We start from the raw sequence: 20,630 nt of genomic DNA, 5'->3' as shown, positions 1-20,630 counted from the left end.
GGCGCGCGAAGGCCGCGCCCGCGTTTCGCTGCCCGGCGGCTGCGCCATCGGCACGCGACCGGTGGACCTGTTCATCGAGGGACTGCAGGCGCTCGGCGCGACGATGGAGATCGATGGCGGCTATATCAACGCCTCCGCACCCAAGGGTGGCCTGATCGGTGCCGTCTATACTTTCCCGAAGGTTTCCGTTGGCGCAACGCATGTGATGCTGATGGCGGCAAGCCTTGCCCGCGGCACCACCGTCATCCACAATGCCGCCCGCGAGCCCGAGGTCGTCGATCTCGCCAATTGCCTTATCGCAATGGGCGCGAAAATCGAAGGCGCCGGCACCTCCACCATCACCATCGAAGGTGTCACCTCGCTTTCCGGCGCGCGCCACCGTGTTCTGCCAGACCGCATCGAAACGGGCACCTACGCCATGGCGGTCGCGATGACCGGGGGTGACGTGGTGCTGGAAGGAACGCGGGCATCGCTGCTGGACAACGCGCTCGATACCCTCCGTCTGGCAGGCGCGACGATCAGCGAGACGGAAACCGGCCTTCGGGTCGTGCGAAATGGCAATGGCATCCAGCCGGTCGATATCGTCACCGAGCCCTTCCCCGGCTTCCCGACCGACCTGCAGGCGCAGTTCATGGCGCTGATGACGCGTTCTCAGGGCGTCTCGCACATTACGGAGACGATTTTTGAGAACCGTTTCATGCATGTTCAGGAACTCGCCCGTCTTGGTGCCAAGATTTCGCTCTCCGGCCAAATGGCTCGCATCGAGGGTGTGTCCCGCCTCAAGGGTGCGCCTGTGATGGCGACCGATTTGCGCGCTTCCGTGTCGCTGGTGATTGCCGGCCTCGTAGCGGAAGGCGAGACCATGGTGTCACGCGTCTATCACCTCGACCGCGGTTTCGAGCGTCTTGAAGAAAAGCTCACCCGCTGCGGCGCACTGGTTGAGCGTGTCAGCGACTGATCATCTCAACGCCGCTCATCCGCTTGCCCGTTGCAGACCGGGCCGTGACTGCCTATTTCAACTATCAGAGATAGACAGGGCGGCTCGTGGCCGCAGAAAAGGACGATAACGATGAGCGGCCTCAAATTGCTGGCGCTGGATACCGAAGATCTCTCGATCATCTCGACACATTTGCAGGACAGCGTCTTCAAGCTGAAGGATGTTGCCTTCGAGCCGAAGCACAAGCAGTTCACACTCTCCGCCAACCGTTTCGTCTGGGAGAGCACCACCAAAAAGAATACGCCGCCGGAACGCTGCCGCAGCGTGATTTTTCTGAAGCGCGTCTTGGCCGTGCGCTCGCAATCCATCAATCTCGCCGACAGGGAACAGGTGCTTTCGCTTCTGGCCGTGCGCTTCATCCCCAATGGCGAGGGACCCGATGGCGTCGTCGAACTGGCGCTTTCCGGCGGGGGAACCATCGCCCTGGATGTCGAATGCATCGAGGCGCAGCTGACCGATGTCAGCGGCGCGTGGGAAACAACCACAAAACCGCATCATCCCGACAGCGAATAACCGTCGCCAGCCGTCGCGACGGTTGCCTTTCCTTGCCGTTTCGATTTATGCCACTTACCAGAGCCGCATTTTAAGCGGGCAAGTTCGTGCACCTCGCGGGTTCACCCGCGGGGACTATGAAAGGGTAATGGCGTGGCAATCTGGCTGGAGCGGGCATCGGCTGATTTCGAACAGGAATTTGCGGCCTTCCTGACAACCAAGAGAGAAGTTTCCGAAGACGTCAACGCGATCGTTCGCGACATCATCAATGATGTCCGTGATCGCGGCGATGCGGCCCTTGCCCATTATTCCCATAAATTCGACGGCATTGATTTTACCAATGTTTCCATGCGGGTGACGGCGGATGAAATCGACGCCGCGTTCTCGATGGTCGATACAAACGTCATCGAGGCGCTCGAACTCGCGGCGCGTCGCATCGAAAAACACCACGCGCGACAGATGCCGAAGGATGACATCTACGAGGACGATATCGGCGTCGGCCTCGGTTCGCGCTGGACGGCCATCGAGGCAGTTGGCCTTTATGTGCCCGGCGGTACCGCCAGCTATCCAAGCTCCGTACTGATGAATGCCGTGCCAGCCAAGGTCGCCGGTGTGGAGCGCGTCGTCATGGTCGTCCCCGCCAATGGTGGCGCGGTCAATCCCGCCGTGCTCGCGGCGGCGCGTATCGCCGGCGTTGAGGAAATCTACCGCATCGGCGGGGCGCAGGCTGTTGCCGCGCTCGCTTATGGCACCGAGACCATAGCGCCGGTTGCCAAGATCGTCGGTCCAGGCAATGCCTATGTAGCCGCAGCCAAGCGGCAGGTCTTCGGCACCGTCGGCATCGACATGATCGCCGGTCCCTCTGAAGTGCTTGTCATTGCTGACAGGGACAATAACCCCGATTGGCTCGCGGCCGATCTTCTGGCGCAGGCCGAACATGATCGCGGCGCGCAATCCATTCTCATCACTGACAATGCCGAGCTCGGTAAAGCGGTTGAAGCTGCTGTCGAGCGGCAGCTGAAGCGCCTCTCTCGTTCCGAAACGGCAGCGGCCAGCTGGGCGGATTTCGGCGCGATCATTCTGGTCGACAAGCTAACCGACGCCATTCCGCTTGCCAACCGCATTGCCGCCGAGCATCTGGAGCTTGCCGTCGATGATCCGGATAGCCTGATGGCGCATATCCGCAATGCGGGCGCAATCTTCGTTGGACGTCACACCCCTGAAGTTATCGGCGATTATGTCGGCGGTTCAAACCACGTTCTGCCGACTGCGCGCTCGGCCCGCTTTTCCTCCGGCCTTTCCGTGCTGGATTTCGTCAAGCGCACGTCCATCCTGCGCCTAGGCCCTGATCAGCTGCGCCAGCTCGCGCCGGCAGCGATCACGCTCGCCCACTCGGAGGGGCTGGACGCGCATGCGCGCTCGGTCTCCATCCGCCTCAACCCGGAAAGCTAAGCGATGGCGTCAGGCGACTTCCGGCTCTGCGACGTGGTACTGGACGATAGCATCGGCCGGTCCACGCCCGACGTGGAGCACGAACGTGCCGTCGCGATTTTCGACCTGATCGAAGAAAACACCTTTGAGCCTGCCGGGCATGACGGCGGGCCATACAGGCTGCATATATCGCTCGTCGACTCCAAACTCGTCTTCTCGATCAAGACCGAAGACGACAAGGATGTCTCCACCCATATCCTGTCGCTGACGCCGTTCCGCCGCATCATCAAGGATTATTTCCTGATCTGCGAAAGCTATTACGAGGCGATCCGCTCCTCTACGCCAAGCCAGATCGAGGCGATCGACATGGGCAGGCGCGGCATCCACAATGATGGTTCGCAGACGCTGATGGACCGGCTGTCCGGCAAGATCAAGGTGGATTTCGATACTGCGCGCCGGCTCTTCACCCTGGTCTGTGTCCTTTATTGGCGGGGTTAGAGATGAGCGATCCTGCCGCAGCGCCCAATGAAGGACGAGCGCCGAAATCGGTCCTTTTCATGTGCGGCATGAATTCCATTCGCTCACCCATGGCGGAGGTCATCGCCAAACGGCTGGTGGCGCCCGGCATCTACATTCAGTCGGCGGGCGTTCGGGCGGGAGAGCGCGACCCCTTCGTGGATGCGGTGCTGGAAGAGCAGGGTTTTTCGCTCGGCAAACATAAACCGCGCACTTTGGACGAGATCGAGGATGATTTTTTCGATCTGATCATTACATTAACTCCAGAAGCGCATCACGCCGCACTGGAACTGACGCGCTCGAACTCTCTCGATGTCGTCTATTGGCCCACCATGGATCCGACGGTGACCACGGGCACGCGCGAGCAGATTCTCGACGCCTATCGCGAGGTGCGGGATCATCTTGCAAAACTGATCGCCGAACGCCTGCCAAAGCGGCAGCAGCCGGTGGCGGATACGCTTTCAAAAGACTGAAATTTGCCTTGGCCCGTTAAAATCAATCGCGATTTTCAAGCCGATGCTTTAGAGGTTCACAAATGTGCCGGGATTGTGTAGTTTCCGCGCAATTTTCCCGGACAGGACACGTCCGGCACTATCAACAGGAAGAAAACCCTTACATGACAAAAGAAGAAGTCCTTGAATTCCCGGGCGTCGTAACCGAATTGCTGCCGAACGCAACATTCCGCGTGAAACTTGAGAACGAACACGAAATCATCGCCCACACCGCGGGCCGCATGCGCAAGAACCGTATCCGCGTTCTCGCCGGCGACAAGGTGCTGGTTGAGATGACGCCTTACGACCTGACCAAAGGCCGCATCACCTATCGTTTCAAGTAATCCACGTTCCGCATCGGACGTCCGGGCCGCGCAATGACCAATTCAAAACAAAAGCTCGTTCTGGCGTCTGGCTCGCCGCGGCGTCTGGAGCTGCTGAATCAGATCGGCGTCGAACCGGCGCGCCTGATGCCGATGGATATCGACGAAACGCCAGCCAAGCTCGAACATCCGCGCACGCTGTGTCGCCGTCTGTCGCTGCAGAAGGCGGAAGCCGCGCGGGCGGCGCTCAAAGGCGAGCAGACGTGGAAGGACGCCTATGTTCTCGGGTCCGACACCGTGGTCGCCGTTGGTCGCCGCATCGTCGGCAAGGCGGAATACACGGAAGAGGCCTCGGCGGCGCTGCATCTTCTCTCGGGGCGCAGCCATTGGGTCTATACCGGCATCTGCCTCGTGACCCCTGGCGGCAAGATCCGCCAGAAGGTCGCGGAGACCAAGGTGCGTTTCAAGCGCCTCTCCACACGCGAGATCGACGCCTATATCGCCTCCGGGCAATGGCGCGGCAAGGCTGGCGCCTATGGTATTCAGGGCATCGCCGGTGCGTTCGTGCAGAAGCTGACCGGTTCTTATACCAACGTTGTCGGCCTGCCGCTCTACGAGACCATGTCGCTTCTTTCCGGAGAAGGATTTGAAGTGACGTCGGGCTGGCTCGAGGGATAAGCCATGGCAAAACCCACAGACAGCGCCGGTAACGTCACGCCGCTTCGCAAGGCCCAGCCGTGCCCGGAATGCGGCCGGCCCTCAACGCGGGAGGACTATCCCTTCTGTTCGGACCGCTGCCGCTCGCTCGATCTCGCCCGCTGGCTCAATGGCTCCTATGCCATTCCTGTCGCCGACGATGAAAGCAGCGCGGAAAACCAGGACAGCCGGCAGGGCAACTCGGAGTAGGCCGCGGCTTTTGTCCGGCAGGCCAGTCGAAGCCCGAAGCTCTTTCACGCGCGAAAACCGTCTTCCGTGAGGAAAACGCCGCTCAGCCTATTGCCGCCAACTTGCGTCGCACCCGGGGAATTCTATTGCTTTGCTGGGCCTGACGTTTGGCCTCCCACTGCAGCGCGGTGCGAACAATCGTCGTCAAATCGTTGAAGCGGGGCCGCCAGCCGAATTCCGACTGAATACGCGTCGAGTCCGCCACCATGGCGGCAATGTCGCCTGGACGTCGCGGGCAGTGGATGATCGGGAAATCGCATCCCGATTCCTGCTGTACGGACTGCAGGACCTCCAGCACCGAGTAGCCCACGCCGTAACCGCAATTGAGGGTGCGCGTGCCGCCGCCGGCGCGCAGATGCGCCATGGCCAGCAGATGTGCATCGATCAGGTCGCTGACGTGGATATAATCGCGCACGCCTGTGCCGTCGGCGGTCGGGTAATCCGTCCCGTAGACATCGACGCGGTCGCGACAACCGGTTGCGGCTTCACAGGCGACCTTGATGAGGTTTGCGACACCCGTGGGTGATGGCCCCGCGCGACCTAAGGGATCGGCACCGGCGACATTAAAATAGCGCAGCGCCACATAGTTGAAATCATGGGCCTGCACGACATCGCGCAACATGATTTCGGAGGCGAGCTTCGACAGGCCGTAAGGATTCTCAGGGCTCAGGATCGCGGTTTCCGGAACCGGGCCATCGAAGGGCTGGTTTCCGTAAACGGCCGCTGTGGACGAAAAGATGAAGTTGCCGATACCGTGGGCGACCGCCGCCGCAACAAGAGCGCGCGTCGTGCCTGTGTTGTTTTCGTAATATTCAAGCGGTCGGCTGATGGATTCAGGCACGCTGACGGAGCCCGCAAAGTGGAAAATGGTTTCGATTTGGTTTTGCTCGAAAATCTGGTCGAGCAGGACGCGGTCTGCGACGTCGCCAAGATAGAACCGCGCCGCCGGCGCGATTGCCCAGCGCGACCCCGTCGAGAGCCGGTCGATGACAACGACCTCCTCCCCGGCATCGAGCAAAGCCCACACCATGTGGCTTCCTATATAACCGGCCCCACCCGTGACCAGAACAGCCATGACACCACTTCCCTGTTTGCTTTTCTTGCGTTCATCAAAGCCAATAATTCTTCATCATTGATTACTTGCACAGCCAATACCCAGCCGATCCCCCGCCCCGTTAAAAAGGTGGCTTACGATTGGTTAGCGTCTTCAGATGCTTTTTATTTATTAGATGAAGATGTTCTCATGAATGGAACAGATTGCGCATATCACACAAAAAACCCCACGTCGATGGTTACGCCGTGGGGTTGCAATTTTTTGATATGAGCCGTGATTTTGTTGCCGATTTGTCTACTTCAGCGCGATCGCCCGTCGGCGTGAAAGAGAAACGGCAACATGAAAACTCATCTGCCGAGAATGTATGAGGCCAGCCTGTCCGCAGCGTCTTCAATCTGCCTGGGATCCCGCAGGAAGCAGGCACGCAGGAACAACTCCCCGCCGGGGCCGAAAGCCGTACCAGGAGCGAGGCCGACGCCGGTTTTGTCCACGATATCAATCGCCGTGGCGCGGCTGTCCTTGACACCGTCGATCTTGAGGAAGGCATAGAGGGCGCCATCCGGCTTCAGGGTTTCCACGCGGTTGGTGGCAATCAGCGCGTCGCAGAGAATATCGCGGGACGCCAGAGCCCGTTGGTAATTCTCATGGATGAAACCGTCACCGTGATCGAGCGCGGCAACTGCTCCGCGTTGCATGAACTGCGCCACGCCCGATGTCGAGTACTGGATGAGGTTTTCGATGACCTGACCAATGGCTGGCGGCGCGACGAGCCAGCCGACGCGCCAGCCCGTCATGGACCAATTTTTGGAAAAGGAGTTGGCGAAGACGACTTTGTCATCCGGCTCCATCACATCGAGGAAGGAAGGCGCGCGCGTGCCCGCGTAATGATAAAGCGCGTAAATCTCATCCGCGACGATCCACTGATCGTGTTTGCGGGCAAGGGCCAGAACGTCACGGAGATTGTCGCGCGTCGCCGTCCAGCCGGTTGGATTGGAGGGCGTATTGATGAAAAGCGCTTTCGTCTTGCCGGTAATGGCGTTTTTCAGCCTGTCGATATCGAGATCCCAGCGACCGTCCCTGAAATCGATACCAACCGGAACCGCCTTTGCGCCGGCCACACCGATGGCGGCAACGATATTCGGCCATGTCGGCGACAGATAGACCATTTCGTCGCCGGGCGATGTCAGCGCCTGTACGGCAAGCACGATTGCCTGCATGCCGGAACCGGTCGCGTAAAAATGCTCCGGCGGCAGCGATGCCGCGAAATGGCGCTCATAATATCGGCTCAGCGCTTGACGCAGTTCCGGAATGCCACGCTGCCAGGTATAGAAGGTTTCGCCGTTGTTCAGCCCATCAATGGCCGCCTGATTGATGAAATCGGGGCTTGGCAGATCGCCTTCGCCAACCCAGAGCGGCAGCAGGTTGTCCCGGCCACGGGCATAGTTCACGACTTCGACGATACCGCTCTCGGGAGCCGCCAGAGAGCGCGCGCTCAGACTGTTCAAAACCGACATTAAAGACACTCCATTTCGTGCCTTCTTATCGCATCGCACCCGTCATGTGCATGATAATCCGTGAGGCGGCCATGGATTTTCTTTATGGGTCGTCCCCGGCACCAACAGGCCCGCCGGGGATCGGTCACAGTTTCAACGCGTCTTGAGCAGATCGCGGATTTCGGTGAGAAGCCTGACGTCTTCCGGCGGCGGCGCGGCTGCCGGCTTTTCCTCCACTTTCTTGCGTTCGACGGAATCACGAAGCTTGTTGACGCCCTTCACCATCAGGAAAATGATCCAGGCGAGGATGAGGAAGTTGATGAGAACGGTCAGAAAGTTGCCGTAAGCAAAAACGGCGCCCTGTTCCCGGGCTGCGGCGAGCGAGGTGGCATTGACGTTGGAGCTCAGTGGCAGGAAGTAGTTCGAGAAGTCGAACCCGCCGAAGATTGCGCCGACGATAGGCATGATAAGATCGTTGACGACGGAGTCGACGATCTTGCTGAAAGCAGCACCGATAATAACACCCACGGCAAGGTCCATGACATTGCCGCGGGCAATGAAGGTTTTAAATTCGTTAAGCATTCAGATTGTCCCTCTCTCCTGCTTCACGCGCTGAAGCTATGTGACTGTCCCTACCCCTTCAACCATACAGATTCCCTTACACTTTTGGAATTCGTCAAGATTGCATTTATTAGCTTTTTTGCACGCTCGTCTTGAACTTTATGATCAGATCGCGCTCATTCTCAAGGGCGCGGATTTCGCCTATGCTTGATATCGGGGAATTCTTGCATGGGAGGATGCGTGCTTCCTGGGTGGATCATATTCGGCTCGGCTTTCGCCTATATCCTCCTGTTGTTTGCGGTCGCGAGCTACGGGGACAGGAAAAGTCGTGAGAGGAAGGCGCCGAAAAAGGGACGCCCGTTCGTCTATGCGCTCAGCCTTGCGATCTATTGCACCTCCTGGACCTATTTCGGTGGGGTCGGGCTTGCTGCCGACAAGGGTCTCGAATTTCTGGGCATTTATACGGGCCCCATCCTGGCCTTCACCCTTGGCATGCCGATCATCCGCCGTATCGTCGATCTGGCAAAGACGGAGAAGCTGACCTCAGTTGCGGATTTCATCGCCGCCCGCTACGGCAAGAACTCCACCGTGGCAATGATCGTCGCCATCATCGCGCTGGTCGGCGCCATTCCCTACATCGCGCTGCAGCTGAAAGCGGTTTCCAGTTCCGTGGCGACGATGGTCGATCCCGGCGATTACGGTATCGGCAGCGGTAATCTTTATTTTCTTGATCTGCCGCTTGTGGTCACCCTCGTCATGGCTGGCTTCGCCGTCATGTTCGGCACTCGCCACACGGATGCAACCGAACATCAGGACGGTCTCATCCTGGCGATCTCGATGGAATCGCTGGTCAAACTGGTTGCCATGTGCACCGTCGGCTTTTACGTGCTCTTCGTCCTGTTCGATGGGCCAGCGCATCTTTGGCAGCTGGCAACGGCGAACGAGGAGGCCATGCGGGCCGTCACCTATCACACGCCGGTCAGCCGGTGGATCGTGATGACGCTGCTATCAGGCTTTGCCATCATTCTCCTGCCGCGCCAGTTTCATGTGACGGTGGTCGAAAATCGCACACCTGAAGAGTTGCGCATGGCGGGCTTCCTGCTGCCGCTTTATCTCATTGCCATCAATATCTTCGTGCTGCCGATCGCGCTCGCCGGCATTCTGACGCTCGGGGCCAATGGCGATGCAGACCTTTATGTGCTGCAACTGCCCCTTACCCACGAGATGCCGGTGGTGTCGCTCATCACCTTCATCGGTGGATTTTCGGCGGCAACCGCCATGGTGATCGTCGCTTCGGTGGCTTTGTCGATCATGATTTCCAACGACATCGTCATGCCGATCTTCCTACGGCAGAAACTGCTGAACCGTTCGCCGCACCGGGACAACTTCGCCAAGGAGCTGCTCAACATCCGCCGGACCGCGATCTTTGCGGTCATGTTGCTGGGCTATGGCTATTATCGCGCCGCAGACAGTGCCACGGGCCTCGCCTCCATCGGCCTTCTCGCCTTCGCGGCCATCGCCCAGATGGCGCCTGCCCTGTTCGGCGGGCTATTCTGGCGGCGGGCCAATGCGCGTGGCGCAATTGCCGGCCTCAGCTCCGGTTTTTTCGTCTGGGCCTACCTGCTGTTCCTGCCGAGTTTTGGCGGCCCTGACAATTCCGAAGTCGCGGCCAATATCCTCGGCTTCCTGTTTTCCGGCAGCACCGTCTTTAATGGGCCGGAAGCCGATCCTTTCGTCAATGCCGTCATCCTCAGCCTGCTGGTCAACAGCCTTGCCTTCGTTCTGGGTTCGCTCTCCCGCAATCCGAGACCCGTAGAGCGCATCCAGTCCGGCATCTTCGTCAAGCGCCATTCGAAATCGCAATTTGCAACGCGCGGCTGGAAAACCCGCGTCAGCGTCGGCGATCTCAAGACCGCGATCGCGCGTTATCTCGGCGAAGAACGTATGTTGCGGTCACTCGCCACCTATGAGAAGACCGCGGGTAGAAAGCTCAATGACGACCAGCCGGCGGATATGGCGCTGATCCATTTCTCCGAACAGTTGCTCGGCAGCGCCATCGGCTCCTCCTCCGCCCGTCTCGTGCTCTCGATCATTCTCCAGAAGGCGGAGGATACAAGCGCGGATACGGCCTGGCTGCTCGACCAGGCAAGCGAGGCGTTGCAATATAATCAGGACATGCTGCAGACGGCATTGGCGCAGATGGATCAGGGCATTGCGGTCTTCGATAGCTCGCAACAATTGACCATCTGGAACCGCCGCTTCCGCACGCTCTTGGATTTGCCCGAGCAATTCGGCCAGGTCGGCGTGCCGCTTACCGACATCGTTGCGATGCTGCAGGAACGCGGCGATATGCCGGAAGGCGATTTGAGCGAGCTCATCACCAGTTTCCTGACGATGGACCTGCCTTTCTCGCTGGTGCTCGGGGGCGGTGAACGCATCATCGAAGTGCGCTCCAACACCATGCCGGACAAGGGCATCGTCGCCACTTTCACGGATATTACCCAGCGCGTCGCAAGCGATCAGGCTCTCAAACAGGCAAACGAAACGCTGGAGCAGCGCGTGGAGGAGCGCACCGTGGAACTGACCCGCGTCAACCGCGCACTGGCGGAAGCCAGAGCTGCCGCCGATGAGGCGAATATCGGCAAGACGCGGTTCTTCGCCGCCGCCGGTCATGACATTCTCCAGCCCCTGAATGCCGCGCGCCTCTATTCTTCCTCGCTTGTCGAAAGACTTGGCGCTTCAAGAGAAAGCGATCTCGTCCAGAATATCGATTCGGCGCTGGAATCGGTTGAGACCATTCTCGGCGCGGTCCTCGATATTTCCCGTCTCGATACCGGCTCCATGAAGGCCCGGCTGACATCTGTGCCTTTGAACGAGTTGCTCAAACGCATCGAGACGGACTTTGCGCCGATGGCGCAGGAAAAGAACCTCGATCTCGTTGTCATGCCGACATCGCTGACGGTGCGCTCCGACCCCAATCTGCTTCGGCGCCTCATACAAAACCTTGTCTCCAATGCCATCAAATACACGCTTCAAGGGAAGGTGGTTGTCGGTGCCCGCCGCCGGGGTAGCGAAGTGGTCATTCAGGTGACGGACTCCGGCATCGGCATTCCCTCCTCCAAGTTCCGCACCGTGTTCAAGGAATTTGCGAGGCTGGACGAGGGCGCCAAAACGGCCTCGGGCCTCGGCCTCGGCCTTTCCATCGTCGACCGGCTGTCGCGCATGTTGCATCACCCGGTTCAATTGATTTCCACACCCGGCAAAGGCACGACATTCCGCATCCATCTTCCGCGCGAGGCGGACCGTATCAGGCCAGCAGAGTCCGATGGTCCGATTGCGCCGTCCCCGGTCAGCAATCGCCTCCAGGGCGTTCGGGTGCTGTGCATCGATAACGAGCCGACAATCCTGGAGGGGATGACGCTGCTGCTGAGCGGATGGGGCTGCGAGGTCTTGCCCGCCGGTTCGGTGGCCACGCTGGAAGAGCCATTCCTCGCTCTGGCATCGGCGCCCGATGTCATCATCGCCGACTATCATCTTGATGATGGAGACGGCATCGGCGCCATCCGTTTTATCAGGACATTTTACGGCAAGGCGATCCCTGCCCTGCTGGTCACGGCGGACCGCAGCCCCGAAGTGCGCAGCGAAGCCGAGAAATATGGAATTTCCGTCCAGCACAAGCCGGTGAAGCCGGCGGCCCTAAGGGCCTATATCAACCAGATATCCAGCACGGCGAAAGCAGCGGCCGAATAAAAACGCCCGGACCTTGCGGACCGGGCGTCGTGGATCATTTGGAAATGGAGCCTCAGGCCGCGCGGTTGAAGCGATCCGAGTGTCCGGCAGAGCCCTGCTCCATCTGGAACCGCTGCACCAGCTCGAGAAGCGCCTTGACCTCACCCGACAGGATCATGCTGGCCGCGCTCGACTGTTCGGCAAGCGCCGCGTTCTGCTGCGTCATCTGATCCATCTGGTTGACGGAGCTGTTGACGTTATGAAGTGCGGAGGACTGATCCTGCGTTGCCGTCGCGATGGTTTCGACATGCTGGCTGACGGTGACGATCTGTTGACTGATGGCGGAAAGAACCGTGCCCGCCTCCTGCACCAGCTTCGAACCGGAACTGACTTCATGGGTGGACTGGTTGATGAGCTGCTTGATCTCGCGGGCCGCATCCGCCGAGCGCTGCGCAAGCTCGCGCACTTCCTGCGCCACGACGGCAAAGCCCTTGCCAGCCTCGCCGGCCCGTGCCGCCTCGATGCCGGCGTTCAGGGCAAGGAGGTTGGTCTGGAACGCGATATCGTCAATGACTTCGATGATCTGTTCGATCTTGCGCGACGCATCCTCGATGCGCCCCATGGCATCGACAGCGTTGCTGACGACCGAGCCGGAGCTGTCAGCACTTTGCTTGGTCACCCGGACGGCCTCGTTGGCTTCACGAGCCCGCTCGGCCGAGGACCTGACCGTGGCGGTGATTTCGTCGACGGCAGCCGCTGTCTCTTCCAACGAGGCGGCCTGGTTTTCAGTCCGCTTCGACAGATCGACCGAGGATTGTTCGATTTCGAGACCGCTGTGCTGGATGACGAGCGTGCGCTCGCGGATCTGCCCCAGCGCATCGCGCAGGTTGAGCAGGGACTCGTTGAAATCCGTGCGCAGACGATCGAGCCGGCCGGCAAAGGGCGTGTCGATGGTGCGGCTGAGATCGCCACGCGACAGCCTGCCAAGACCCGACGCGATCTCACCGACGGCGAACTCGATCTGGCTGTCCATTTCCTGCTTTTCGGCGTCGTTGCGGTGCCGCTCGGATTCCGCAGCGGAGCGTTCTTCCGCGCTCTGGCTTTCGATCGCCAGTTTCTCAAGTGCATTCTCGCGGAAGATGACCAGGGCGCGAGCGATGTTGCCGAATTCGTTGGTGTTGGTGGCGTAAGAGATCGGCGTATCGAGATCGCCGTCAGAAAGAGACTTGACCGCCGCGGTGAGCTTGCCCAGCGGCTGAAGCGTACGCCTGATGACAAAATAAGCGAGCAGTCCAACGCCGAGCATGGCCAGCGAACCGCAGAGCAGCATCATGTCGCGCAGACTGTAAATCTGGGCGTCGTAAACATCCATGGGAACGCCGACGAAAAGAATGCCGACCGTTGCGCCTGTCTTGTTGGTGACCGGCATGTAGCCCGTCATGTAACTGATGCCGAACAGCGTCGCCGTGCCGAAATAGGATTCACCCTTGGAGACTTTTTCGAACGCAGGATGATCGGTCGCAAGCTTGGTGCCCGCCGCTCTCTCACCCTTTTCATTTTTGAGGTTGGTGGTCAGGCGAATGAACTCGCCACCCTTGGCTTCAAAAACGGTGGAAATCCCGCCGTTTCCGGCTGCGGTGCGGTCCACGAGGTCATTGTCGCGCATCGTTCCGATGCTGGCGCGGCCGACGCTCTTGAGGTTGCCATCCACCATTTCGAGAGCAACGCCGCCAACCTTCATCTCATAGAGGATTGCCATGTTGCGCATCGCGCTGTTCGTGTCACGCAGCGCGGTGGTGGTGATGTTGTCCTTCAAGCGGATATAGGTCGAAAAACCAACTGCCGCCACGCTGAGCGCGATCAGGCCGATCGTCAATGCAACGACCTTACCCGCCACGGACCTGAATATCCGATTGTGCATGAAACAGTGCCCCCAAAACTAAACTTACGAAAGTTCTAATTGGCAACTGTTAAAAAACCGCGAAGTGCGGATAGCACGTTTTAAGGTGCAGAAGCCAGGTCGGCTACCTGACAGTCACGCGCAGGACCCGCCAGTTGATTTCAATGGATGTAGCCCAGTCGGATCGCCTTGGCGATTGCCTGAATACGGTTGACGGAATCGAGCTTGATCGTTGCCGAACCGAGATAGGCGTTGACGGTATGCACGGAAAGGCCGAGCTTGACCGCGATTTCTTCACTGATGCGACCATCCCCCGCCAATTGCAGGCAGGCGATTTCCCTTTCGCTCAACGCTTCCGAGGGGGCGGCCTTTCGCTCGTCCAGCGCCAGCATATCCACCATGATCTCGCAGCATTTGATGTGCTGCTCGATCACGACCTCGTTGTCTAGGACGAGATTGGTGCCGCAGAAGACGATATAGCCGTTGCCGATTGTGCCGAGCCGCACTGGCAGGGCAAGTCCCGCATAGGGCAGGACGTCATTTTCGATGCGGCGCAGAAGCGCTGGAACATCGGGAAGGTCGGCAAAGCCGCCGGCATTCTTGTTGCGCCAGATGACAGGCAGGAGCGACGTCTCGATGTGATCAAGGAGAATATCACCGACGGCGCGGATGAACTGCGCGCTCTGTTCTGCGGCATTCATGCCCCAGTTTTCCAGCTCACAGGTCATCTTCTTCTTGTTGGGGAAACCGGAAGCGGCAGCTTTCGTCACCACGAAATTTCGCGCGCCGACAAGCTTCTGCATGGCGACGAGTTTCGGAAACAGATCCGACCGGCTCGTCACGACGGGACTGCGGTAAAACATGCCCGTCTGGCCAGTACCTTCATTGTCTTTCGTCTGTCCCATCCGTCCGACCTATACGAGGTTGTTGCGCACGGCGTAGGCGATTGCCTCCGAGCGGGTTTTTGTCGCCGTTTTCCGCATCACGCTTGTGATGTAATTATTGATCGTATTGCGCGAAATGCCAAGGATCATGGCAATTTCATCGCTTGTCTTGCCTTCCGCGATCCAGAACAGGCACTCAAGCTCACGCTCCGTGAGATCAATATCGCGCACCGTCTTTGCTTCGCTGGCAATGCCGAAGCTGACGCAATAGCCCGTCAGAAGGGCGATTTCGCGCAGCCGTTCCGGCGAAGGCACTGCCTCCTCGGGAAACAAAAGCAGAAGGGAAAGGCGGATGCGACCCACACAGAAAGACAGCGCCGAATACTGACGGTCAATACCGTGGGGAACAGGGACATCATCAGGCAGCATCAGCAATCGCGGCTGCAGCAGCGAGAGGCATTTTTCCATCTCGCTCGACCTGTTCTGGTTGTTTGCCAGCTCGACGCCGAGCCGACGGACCAGATCGAACGGCCAGTCGGAGGTGACGATGAATTTCAGCCCGGTTTCTTCGAGAAGATCATCCCGCGCCAGCAGATAATGCGAGGCGCCAGCGTAGGTTACCAGCAGATCCAGCGCGCCTGCAACGTTACCGGCAGCAGCCGTGGCAGCGACGTTCTTGGCAAGCTGATCGCGCGGCAGGGGTTTACCCATGCCCTCCATAGGCTTGGCCGACAGCCTGCGGATATCAACATCGACTTTCAATCGCCTACGCCCTCTTGCTCCCAACGGGAGGTGATACATCGGGATGGAATCATTCCATTCGAGAAGCTAACCAAAAAAGCGGCTTGGCGCGCCCCCGGAGACCGAATCATTTCATTTTATGGAACAGACCGAAGTTTGCCATTCCCTGGCAACAGCCTTTCCACGTATTTCACCGTTCGTCTATTGCCAAAAAACATACTGAAAAGCTGTTCAATCGATAAACGGCATTATCAGCCAATTCCCAGCAAACTGTATCGTTACTGAATTTTTCGTAAACAGTGTCCCAAACCGACACTGCCACGATGCGTTCGCCAAGGATAGCAAAAACCCGACGACAACGAAAAAAGGCCGGAGAAACCGGCCTTTTTCCACATCATGCTGCTTTTTCCACTGCCCATTTGCGCAGGATCTTGGCGGCTCTTTCCTCGCTGATCTCCACCATGCGGGAGAGCCGGCGTTCCGGTCCTTCGCGAACCCGGCGGTTGAAGGTGCCTTCGCCATCGTTTCCTGCCAGGAGATCGTCGGTGCTGTCGAAGCCGAAGTCCGCCCCGAAGCCTTCCATGAGGCCGCCAGCACCTGCATCCATGCCCGGAGAGAAGTCCGGCAGTTCAAGACCAGCCGCTTCCTGGCTGAGCTGGCCTGCGGCAGCACCGTTGCCTGTGACCGTGCGGACGAGAGGACGGACGCCAAGCCAGACAACCAGGAAGGCGACAGCGACGAAGGCGAGCGAGTTGATGATGCCGGCGGAGTTGCGGCTCAGCACTTCCATGACACCGGGCCCGGTGGCGGCCTCGTCGAGCAGCTGCGTTTCGAGGAAGTCCATGGCCGTCAGGGTGACCATGTCGCCGCGGTCAGCGGAAATGCCAGCTGCGGAGGTGACGATCTTCTGCATTTCGGCAAGATAGGCATCGATCTTGGCCTGATCGGCAGGTTCGCCGACCATTTTCGCGATGCGACCCTTGTTGACGACGACGGCAACCGAAAGCTTCTCGAGCGTGTAACCGTTCTTGACCGTGGCGACCGTCTTGGAATTGATTTCGTAGTTGGTCTGCTCTTCCTTCTTGGCCGACTGGTCGGAAGACTGCGGACCGCCGCCGCCGCCCTGCGGTGCTGCCTGCGGCACGTTCTGTTCGACGGTCGCTGCGGTATCGGGCTGGGTTTCCTGCGATTTCTGATCTTCCTTGACCGTGCGCACGGAGCGCTCGACGCGGGACTCCGGGTCGTAGACGGTTTCCTGGACCTGGCGGCTGTCGGTGTTGAGCTGCGCGGTCACACTGGAGCGGAAATTGTCCATGCCGAGGAAAGGCGCCAGCGCTTTGTCGATATTGGTCGTGATTTCCTGCTGGACGTTCTGCGCCAGCGTCAGCGAGCGGTTCATCGCCGCATTGGTAACGTCGTCGCCGGAGGCGAGAAGCTGACCTGTCGAATCGAGCAGCGTCACATCATCGACTTCAAGGCCTGGAACGGCCGAGGCGACGAGGTGGCGGATCGAAGCGGAGGCTTTGCGGCCGGCTGTAGCGCTGGCCCGGATCATGACGGATGCGGTCGGCTTCTGTTCGCCGCGGCGGAAATTGCCGACATCGGGCATCACGATATGGACGCGCGCGGCCGCGATACCGTCGATCTGCTGAATGGAGCGGCCGATCTCGCCCTCAAGGGCGCGAACGCGCGTCACTTCCTGCATGAAGGAGGTCAGGCCGAGAGAGCCGACATTGTCGAAAAGCTCGTAACCGGCGTTGGCGCTGTCAGGCAGGCCGCGTTCTGCAAGAAGCAGCCGCGCCTTGCTGGTCGAGCCGACGGGGACCTGGAGGCTGGAACCATCGGTTCCCACCTGAAAGTCGAGACCCGACTCGGCGAGCGCAATGCTGATCTTGTTGAGGTCGCTCTTTTCAAGTCCCACATACAGGGTCTCGTAAGCGGGACGGTTAACATAAAGAGCTGCCGCGAGGATAATGGCCATGGACACAACGCCCACGCCGCCCAACATCAGCAGCCGCGTCTGCCCCAGCGCCGCGACATTCTTCAAGACCTGAGGGATTTGATTTAACAGATTCATTCTGTTCCGCACCGTCATTCATAGAGTCCGAGACCTTTTGGCCCCGTGATGACAATAGGGTGCGAAGCTTGCGCGAGCGTTGCCTTTCTCCGCATTCCGCCGGGAAGGGAGAAAGGGCGGATTTGCTCTAAAACAGGTCGAAGTCGCCTGAAGCCTTGTCGAGGGGCTGCGAGTGGCCGTGACGGTAAGCAGCGCCGAGGGCTTTTTGCATCTCGGCCAGTTTCACGAGGCTGAGCGCCGTGCTGACATCCACGATCCACTCACTGGAGATCGACCCCGTGATGGTATCGATGAACTCGGCGAGGCCCCGCGTCTTCTGCACGGCAAGATCGATGCCCTGCAGCAGCTTTACGCCCTCGGTGGACAATTGACCGCTGGTTACCTCCAGCAACTGCGGCTCGATACGCTCGATGAGATAAGCGACATCGTGCAGTTCCGATACCACCCGCATCAGCACATCCGGCAAGGCTTCTTCGAACGGAGTGGCGTCGGTGGGCTCTGCAAGCTGCATTGGAAACTCCGTGACTAAAAAAATTCGATGTCGTTGGCGACAGGCTTGGGGGCCGGTGCCGGACGTGTTTCCAGAGCAACCGTCTTCTGGGTTTCCGCGCCGCTCAGCGGATGCTGACGGGCACGACCGGAGACCGGCCAGAATTCAATCTTGCGACCATGATCGCCGCCGGTCGAAGAGCTGAGGACAGGAATGCCTTCGTCCTTCAGAAACTGCATGGCGAAAATGGCATTCTGCTCACCGACATTGGAGAAGCTGGCGATCGTTTTCGCGCCGCCGAAAACCTTGGCTTCCAACCGGTCGCGTCGCGCACCCTTCTTGAGGAGCCCGTTGATCAGAAGCTCCATGAGATGCACGCCATAACGCGTCGCATCTCCACCGGTCACGCTCCCCGTTCCCGGCAGCAGGAAGTGATTCATGCCGCCGATGCCGGCAACGGGGTCTCTGAGACAGGCGGCCACGCACGAACCGAGTATCGTCGTCAGCACCACGTCGGGATCGCTGATGACCTTATACTCGCCCTGAATGATGTGTACGCGCTTGGCCGCAGTTTCAATCATTTCAGCGATCCGAAAACCGCTTCAATGGCAGCGCGCATCTTGTCGATGGTAAAGGGCTTGGCGAGCACGTTGTTGGCGCCGAGCTGGGCGGCCTTCTGCACCAGCGCGCGGTCGCCCTGCGCCGTGAGAATAATGAAAGCGGCCTTCTTGGTGGTCGGGTTCGCCCGCACCGCGTGCAGGAAACCGAGACCGTCCATCTTCGGCATGTTGAAGTCGGAAATGACGAGATGATGGGGCTGCTGCTCCATGATCTTCATTCCCTGCTCACCGTCGCCAGCGGCGGTGATCTGCTTGAAACCGAGCTGCGTCAAGGCATCGCTGAGGAGCAGCCGGCTGGTCACCTGATCGTCAACGATCAGAACTTTGATCTTTTCTGCGAGAGACATTAGTCAGCACCTTCTTTGCGGGCAGTGGTTAGTTTCAGGATTTCTTCGCCAATGGAGGCCAGCGGCAATTGCTGCTCTACCGCGCCAAGCTCATAGGCGACGCGGGGCATGCCGTAGACGACGCATGTTTTTTCGTTCTGACCGACGGTGCGGGCGCCGGCATGGCGCATCTTCAGAAGCCCGGCGGCACCATCTCGACCCATGCCGGTCAGGATGACGCCAACGGCGTTGCGTCCTGCAAGTTCGGCAACGGAATCGAACAGCACATCAACGGATGGGCGGTGACCATTGACAGGATCGCGCTCCAGAAGACGGCAGCAGGGTGCCGCCCGGTTGGCGATCTGCAAATGGCGCTCGCCGCCTGGCGCAAGGTAGATTTTGCCGGTCTGCAGGCGCGCTCCGTCGGTTGCCTCTTCCACGACGGGCGCGCAGATGCGGTTCAGCCGTTCGGCGAAGCTCTTGGTAAAGGTCGGCGGCATGTGCTGGGTGATGACGGTCGGCGGGCAATTGGCCGGGAACTTCTGCAATACGGCGATCAGCGCTTCGACGCCGCCCGTAGAGGAGCCGATGGCCACGACCTTGCGCCCCGCACGATAATCGCTGACGGGAACGGCCTGCGGCGCGGCGGCCACTTCGGGGCGCACGGCGCGGTAAGCCGCATGCTGTGAACGTGCAGCAGCCTTCACCTTGTCAGCCAGATCGCCGAAGGGGCGTGAATCGCCGGGCGCGGGCTTGCCGACACAGTCGAAGGCTCCGATTTCGAGCGCCGCCAAAGAGGCATCCGCACCGCGATGGGTGAGCGACGAGACCATGATGACGGGCATGGGCCGCAGGCGCATGATCTTTTCGAGGAATTCGAGGCCGTTCATTTCTGGCATCTCGATATCGAGCGTCACGACATCGGGATTGAGCTGCTTGATGGCGGCGCGCGCCTCCATGGCGTTGCCGGCCTGACCCACGACTTCGACCTCCGGGTCGGCCTTGAGCACAGCCGAGATCAGGCCGCGCATGGTCGGACTATCATCAACGACGAGTACCCGTGCGAGTGCGCTCATGCCTTCCTCCCGGATGCCTGCCCGATGTAGCGGTAGGTGGTGATGCCGGTATTGTCGAACAGGTTCTTGGCATCGCCGGAGACACGCTCCGAATGGCCGATATAGAGATGACCACCTTCCGGCAACAGTCCGGCGAAACGCGACCAGATCCGCATCTGCGTGGGCTCGTCGAAATAGATGACGACGTTGCGGCAGAAGATGACGTCGAAGTTGCCCTTGAAAGGCCATTGCGTCATCAGGTTCAGCTCGTTGAAGGTGATGAGACGCTTGACCTTGTCGTCAATCTTGAACTTGCGACGGCCGCCGGCATCGACCTCCGCAAACCACTGCTTGCGCATGGCGGGAGACACGGTTTCGAGAGCATTGTCGTCGTAAACGCCGGCGCGGGCCTGCGCCAGAATCTTTGGATCGATATCCGTCGCCAGAATCTTGAAGTCGTAATCGGCCGCGTTCGGGAACATGGCAAGCACGGTCAGCGCGATCG

The 20,630-nt window shown here is 59.5% G+C and carries 20 protein-coding genes and 1 pseudogene; 9 read left to right on the top strand and 12 right to left on the bottom strand.

The genetic code is table 11. The features are described from left to right. The 8 genes from murA to yacG all read left to right on the top strand — a co-directional run. The coding region (murA, locus tag ACUTJJ_RS20385) for a UDP-N-acetylglucosamine 1-carboxyvinyltransferase (RefSeq protein ID WP_445543250.1) at window positions 1-958 on the top strand (958 nt) is incomplete at its 5' end. A 111-nt stretch (window positions 959-1,069) separates the two neighbouring features. Beyond that, window positions 1,070-1,510 (top strand): DUF2948 family protein, encoded by a 441-nt coding sequence (locus ACUTJJ_RS20380; protein WP_445543249.1) that lies wholly within the window; start codon window positions 1,070-1,072, stop codon window positions 1,508-1,510. A gap of 132 nt (window positions 1,511-1,642) precedes the next feature. Then, window positions 1,643-2,941, top strand: a complete 1,299-nt coding sequence (gene hisD / locus ACUTJJ_RS20375) for a histidinol dehydrogenase (RefSeq protein WP_445543248.1) — start codon at window positions 1,643-1,645, stop codon at window positions 2,939-2,941. A 3-nt stretch (window positions 2,942-2,944) separates the two neighbouring features. Beyond that, window positions 2,945-3,418, top strand: a complete 474-nt coding sequence (locus tag ACUTJJ_RS20370; RefSeq protein WP_144575875.1) for a UPF0262 family protein — start codon at window positions 2,945-2,947, stop codon at window positions 3,416-3,418. Between the two features lie 2 nt (window positions 3,419-3,420). Beyond that, complete coding sequence (locus ACUTJJ_RS20365) at window positions 3,421-3,909, top strand: arsenate-mycothiol transferase ArsC (protein WP_063949684.1); 489 nt, start codon at window positions 3,421-3,423, stop codon at window positions 3,907-3,909. 143 nt (window positions 3,910-4,052) lie between these two features. Next, the gene (infA, locus tag ACUTJJ_RS20360) at window positions 4,053-4,271 is read left to right on the top strand and encodes a translation initiation factor IF-1 (protein WP_027673809.1); all 219 of its coding nucleotides are present in this window, start codon (window positions 4,053-4,055) and stop codon (window positions 4,269-4,271) included. A gap of 33 nt (window positions 4,272-4,304) precedes the next feature. Beyond that, window positions 4,305-4,928 (top strand): Maf-like protein, encoded by a 624-nt coding sequence (locus ACUTJJ_RS20355; RefSeq protein WP_063949683.1) that lies wholly within the window; start codon window positions 4,305-4,307, stop codon window positions 4,926-4,928. A 3-nt stretch (window positions 4,929-4,931) separates the two neighbouring features. Further along, entirely contained in the window at window positions 4,932-5,156 is a 225-nt protein-coding gene (yacG, locus tag ACUTJJ_RS20350; protein ID WP_063949682.1) for a DNA gyrase inhibitor YacG, read from the top strand. A gap of 82 nt (window positions 5,157-5,238) precedes the next feature. On the opposite strand, the gene galE is transcribed toward yacG, so the two are convergent. The 3 genes from galE to mscL form a co-directional block, all read right to left on the bottom strand. Further along, window positions 5,239-6,270: a UDP-glucose 4-epimerase GalE gene (gene galE / locus ACUTJJ_RS20345; protein ID WP_445543247.1), complete on the bottom strand. Its 1,032-nt coding sequence runs from the start codon at window positions 6,268-6,270 to the stop codon at window positions 5,239-5,241. A gap of 326 nt (window positions 6,271-6,596) precedes the next feature. Then, window positions 6,597-7,763, bottom strand: coding sequence for a pyridoxal phosphate-dependent aminotransferase (locus tag ACUTJJ_RS20340; RefSeq protein WP_445543246.1), 1,167 nt, complete (start codon window positions 7,761-7,763; stop codon window positions 6,597-6,599). A gap of 132 nt (window positions 7,764-7,895) precedes the next feature. Continuing rightward, complete coding sequence (gene mscL / locus ACUTJJ_RS20335) at window positions 7,896-8,324, bottom strand: large conductance mechanosensitive channel protein MscL (protein WP_004439896.1); 429 nt, start codon at window positions 8,322-8,324, stop codon at window positions 7,896-7,898. Window positions 8,325-8,543: 219 nt separating this feature from the next. On the opposite strand from mscL, the gene ACUTJJ_RS20330 reads away from it, so the two are divergent. Beyond that, window positions 8,544-12,053, top strand: coding sequence for a PAS domain-containing hybrid sensor histidine kinase/response regulator (locus ACUTJJ_RS20330; protein ID WP_445543245.1), 3,510 nt, complete (start codon window positions 8,544-8,546; stop codon window positions 12,051-12,053). Between the two features lie 52 nt (window positions 12,054-12,105). Here ACUTJJ_RS20330 and ACUTJJ_RS20325 read toward each other — a convergent pair whose 3' ends face one another. The 9 genes and pseudogenes from ACUTJJ_RS20325 to cheR form a co-directional block, all read right to left on the bottom strand. Continuing rightward, window positions 12,106-13,953: a methyl-accepting chemotaxis protein gene (locus tag ACUTJJ_RS20325; RefSeq protein ID WP_445543244.1), complete on the bottom strand. Its 1,848-nt coding sequence runs from the start codon at window positions 13,951-13,953 to the stop codon at window positions 12,106-12,108. Window positions 13,954-14,093: 140 nt separating this feature from the next. Then, entirely contained in the window at window positions 14,094-14,795 is a 702-nt protein-coding gene (visR, locus tag ACUTJJ_RS20320; RefSeq protein WP_063949824.1) for a transcriptional regulator VisR, read from the bottom strand. A 51-nt stretch (window positions 14,796-14,846) separates the two neighbouring features. Then, window positions 14,847-15,578 (bottom strand): transcriptional regulator VisN, encoded by a 732-nt coding sequence (gene visN, locus ACUTJJ_RS20315; protein ID WP_063949676.1) that lies wholly within the window; start codon window positions 15,576-15,578, stop codon window positions 14,847-14,849. A gap of 373 nt (window positions 15,579-15,951) precedes the next feature. Beyond that, window positions 15,952-17,634, bottom strand: a complete 1,683-nt coding sequence (fliF, locus tag ACUTJJ_RS20310) for a flagellar basal-body MS-ring/collar protein FliF (RefSeq protein WP_063949675.1) — start codon at window positions 17,632-17,634, stop codon at window positions 15,952-15,954. 127 nt (window positions 17,635-17,761) lie between these two features. Further along, window positions 17,762-18,145 (bottom strand): chemotaxis protein CheT, encoded by a 384-nt coding sequence (cheT, locus tag ACUTJJ_RS20305; RefSeq protein WP_063949674.1) that lies wholly within the window; start codon window positions 18,143-18,145, stop codon window positions 17,762-17,764. Between the two features lie 14 nt (window positions 18,146-18,159). Beyond that, window positions 18,160-18,705, bottom strand: coding sequence for a chemoreceptor glutamine deamidase CheD (gene cheD / locus ACUTJJ_RS20300; protein ID WP_063949673.1), 546 nt, complete (start codon window positions 18,703-18,705; stop codon window positions 18,160-18,162). Continuing rightward, entirely contained in the window at window positions 18,702-19,091 is a 390-nt protein-coding gene (gene cheY2, locus ACUTJJ_RS20295; RefSeq protein WP_003503467.1) for a chemotaxis response regulator CheY2, read from the bottom strand. Before cheY2 ends, cheD begins: the two co-directional genes overlap by 4 nt. Further along, window positions 19,091-20,146, bottom strand: a complete 1,056-nt coding sequence (gene cheB, locus ACUTJJ_RS20290; protein ID WP_063949672.1) for a protein-glutamate O-methylesterase CheB — start codon at window positions 20,144-20,146, stop codon at window positions 19,091-19,093. Before cheB ends, cheY2 begins: the two co-directional genes overlap by 1 nt. Continuing rightward, a pseudogene (cheR, locus tag ACUTJJ_RS20285) lies at window positions 20,143-20,630 on the bottom strand (protein-glutamate O-methyltransferase CheR); the annotation flags it as partial. The gene cheB and the pseudogene cheR, both read right to left, overlap by 4 nt.

Source organism: Agrobacterium sp. DKPNP3 (assembly GCF_052686535.1).
Note: the sequence above shows the minus strand (reverse complement) of the source record. Positions and strands in the feature narration are given on the sequence as shown.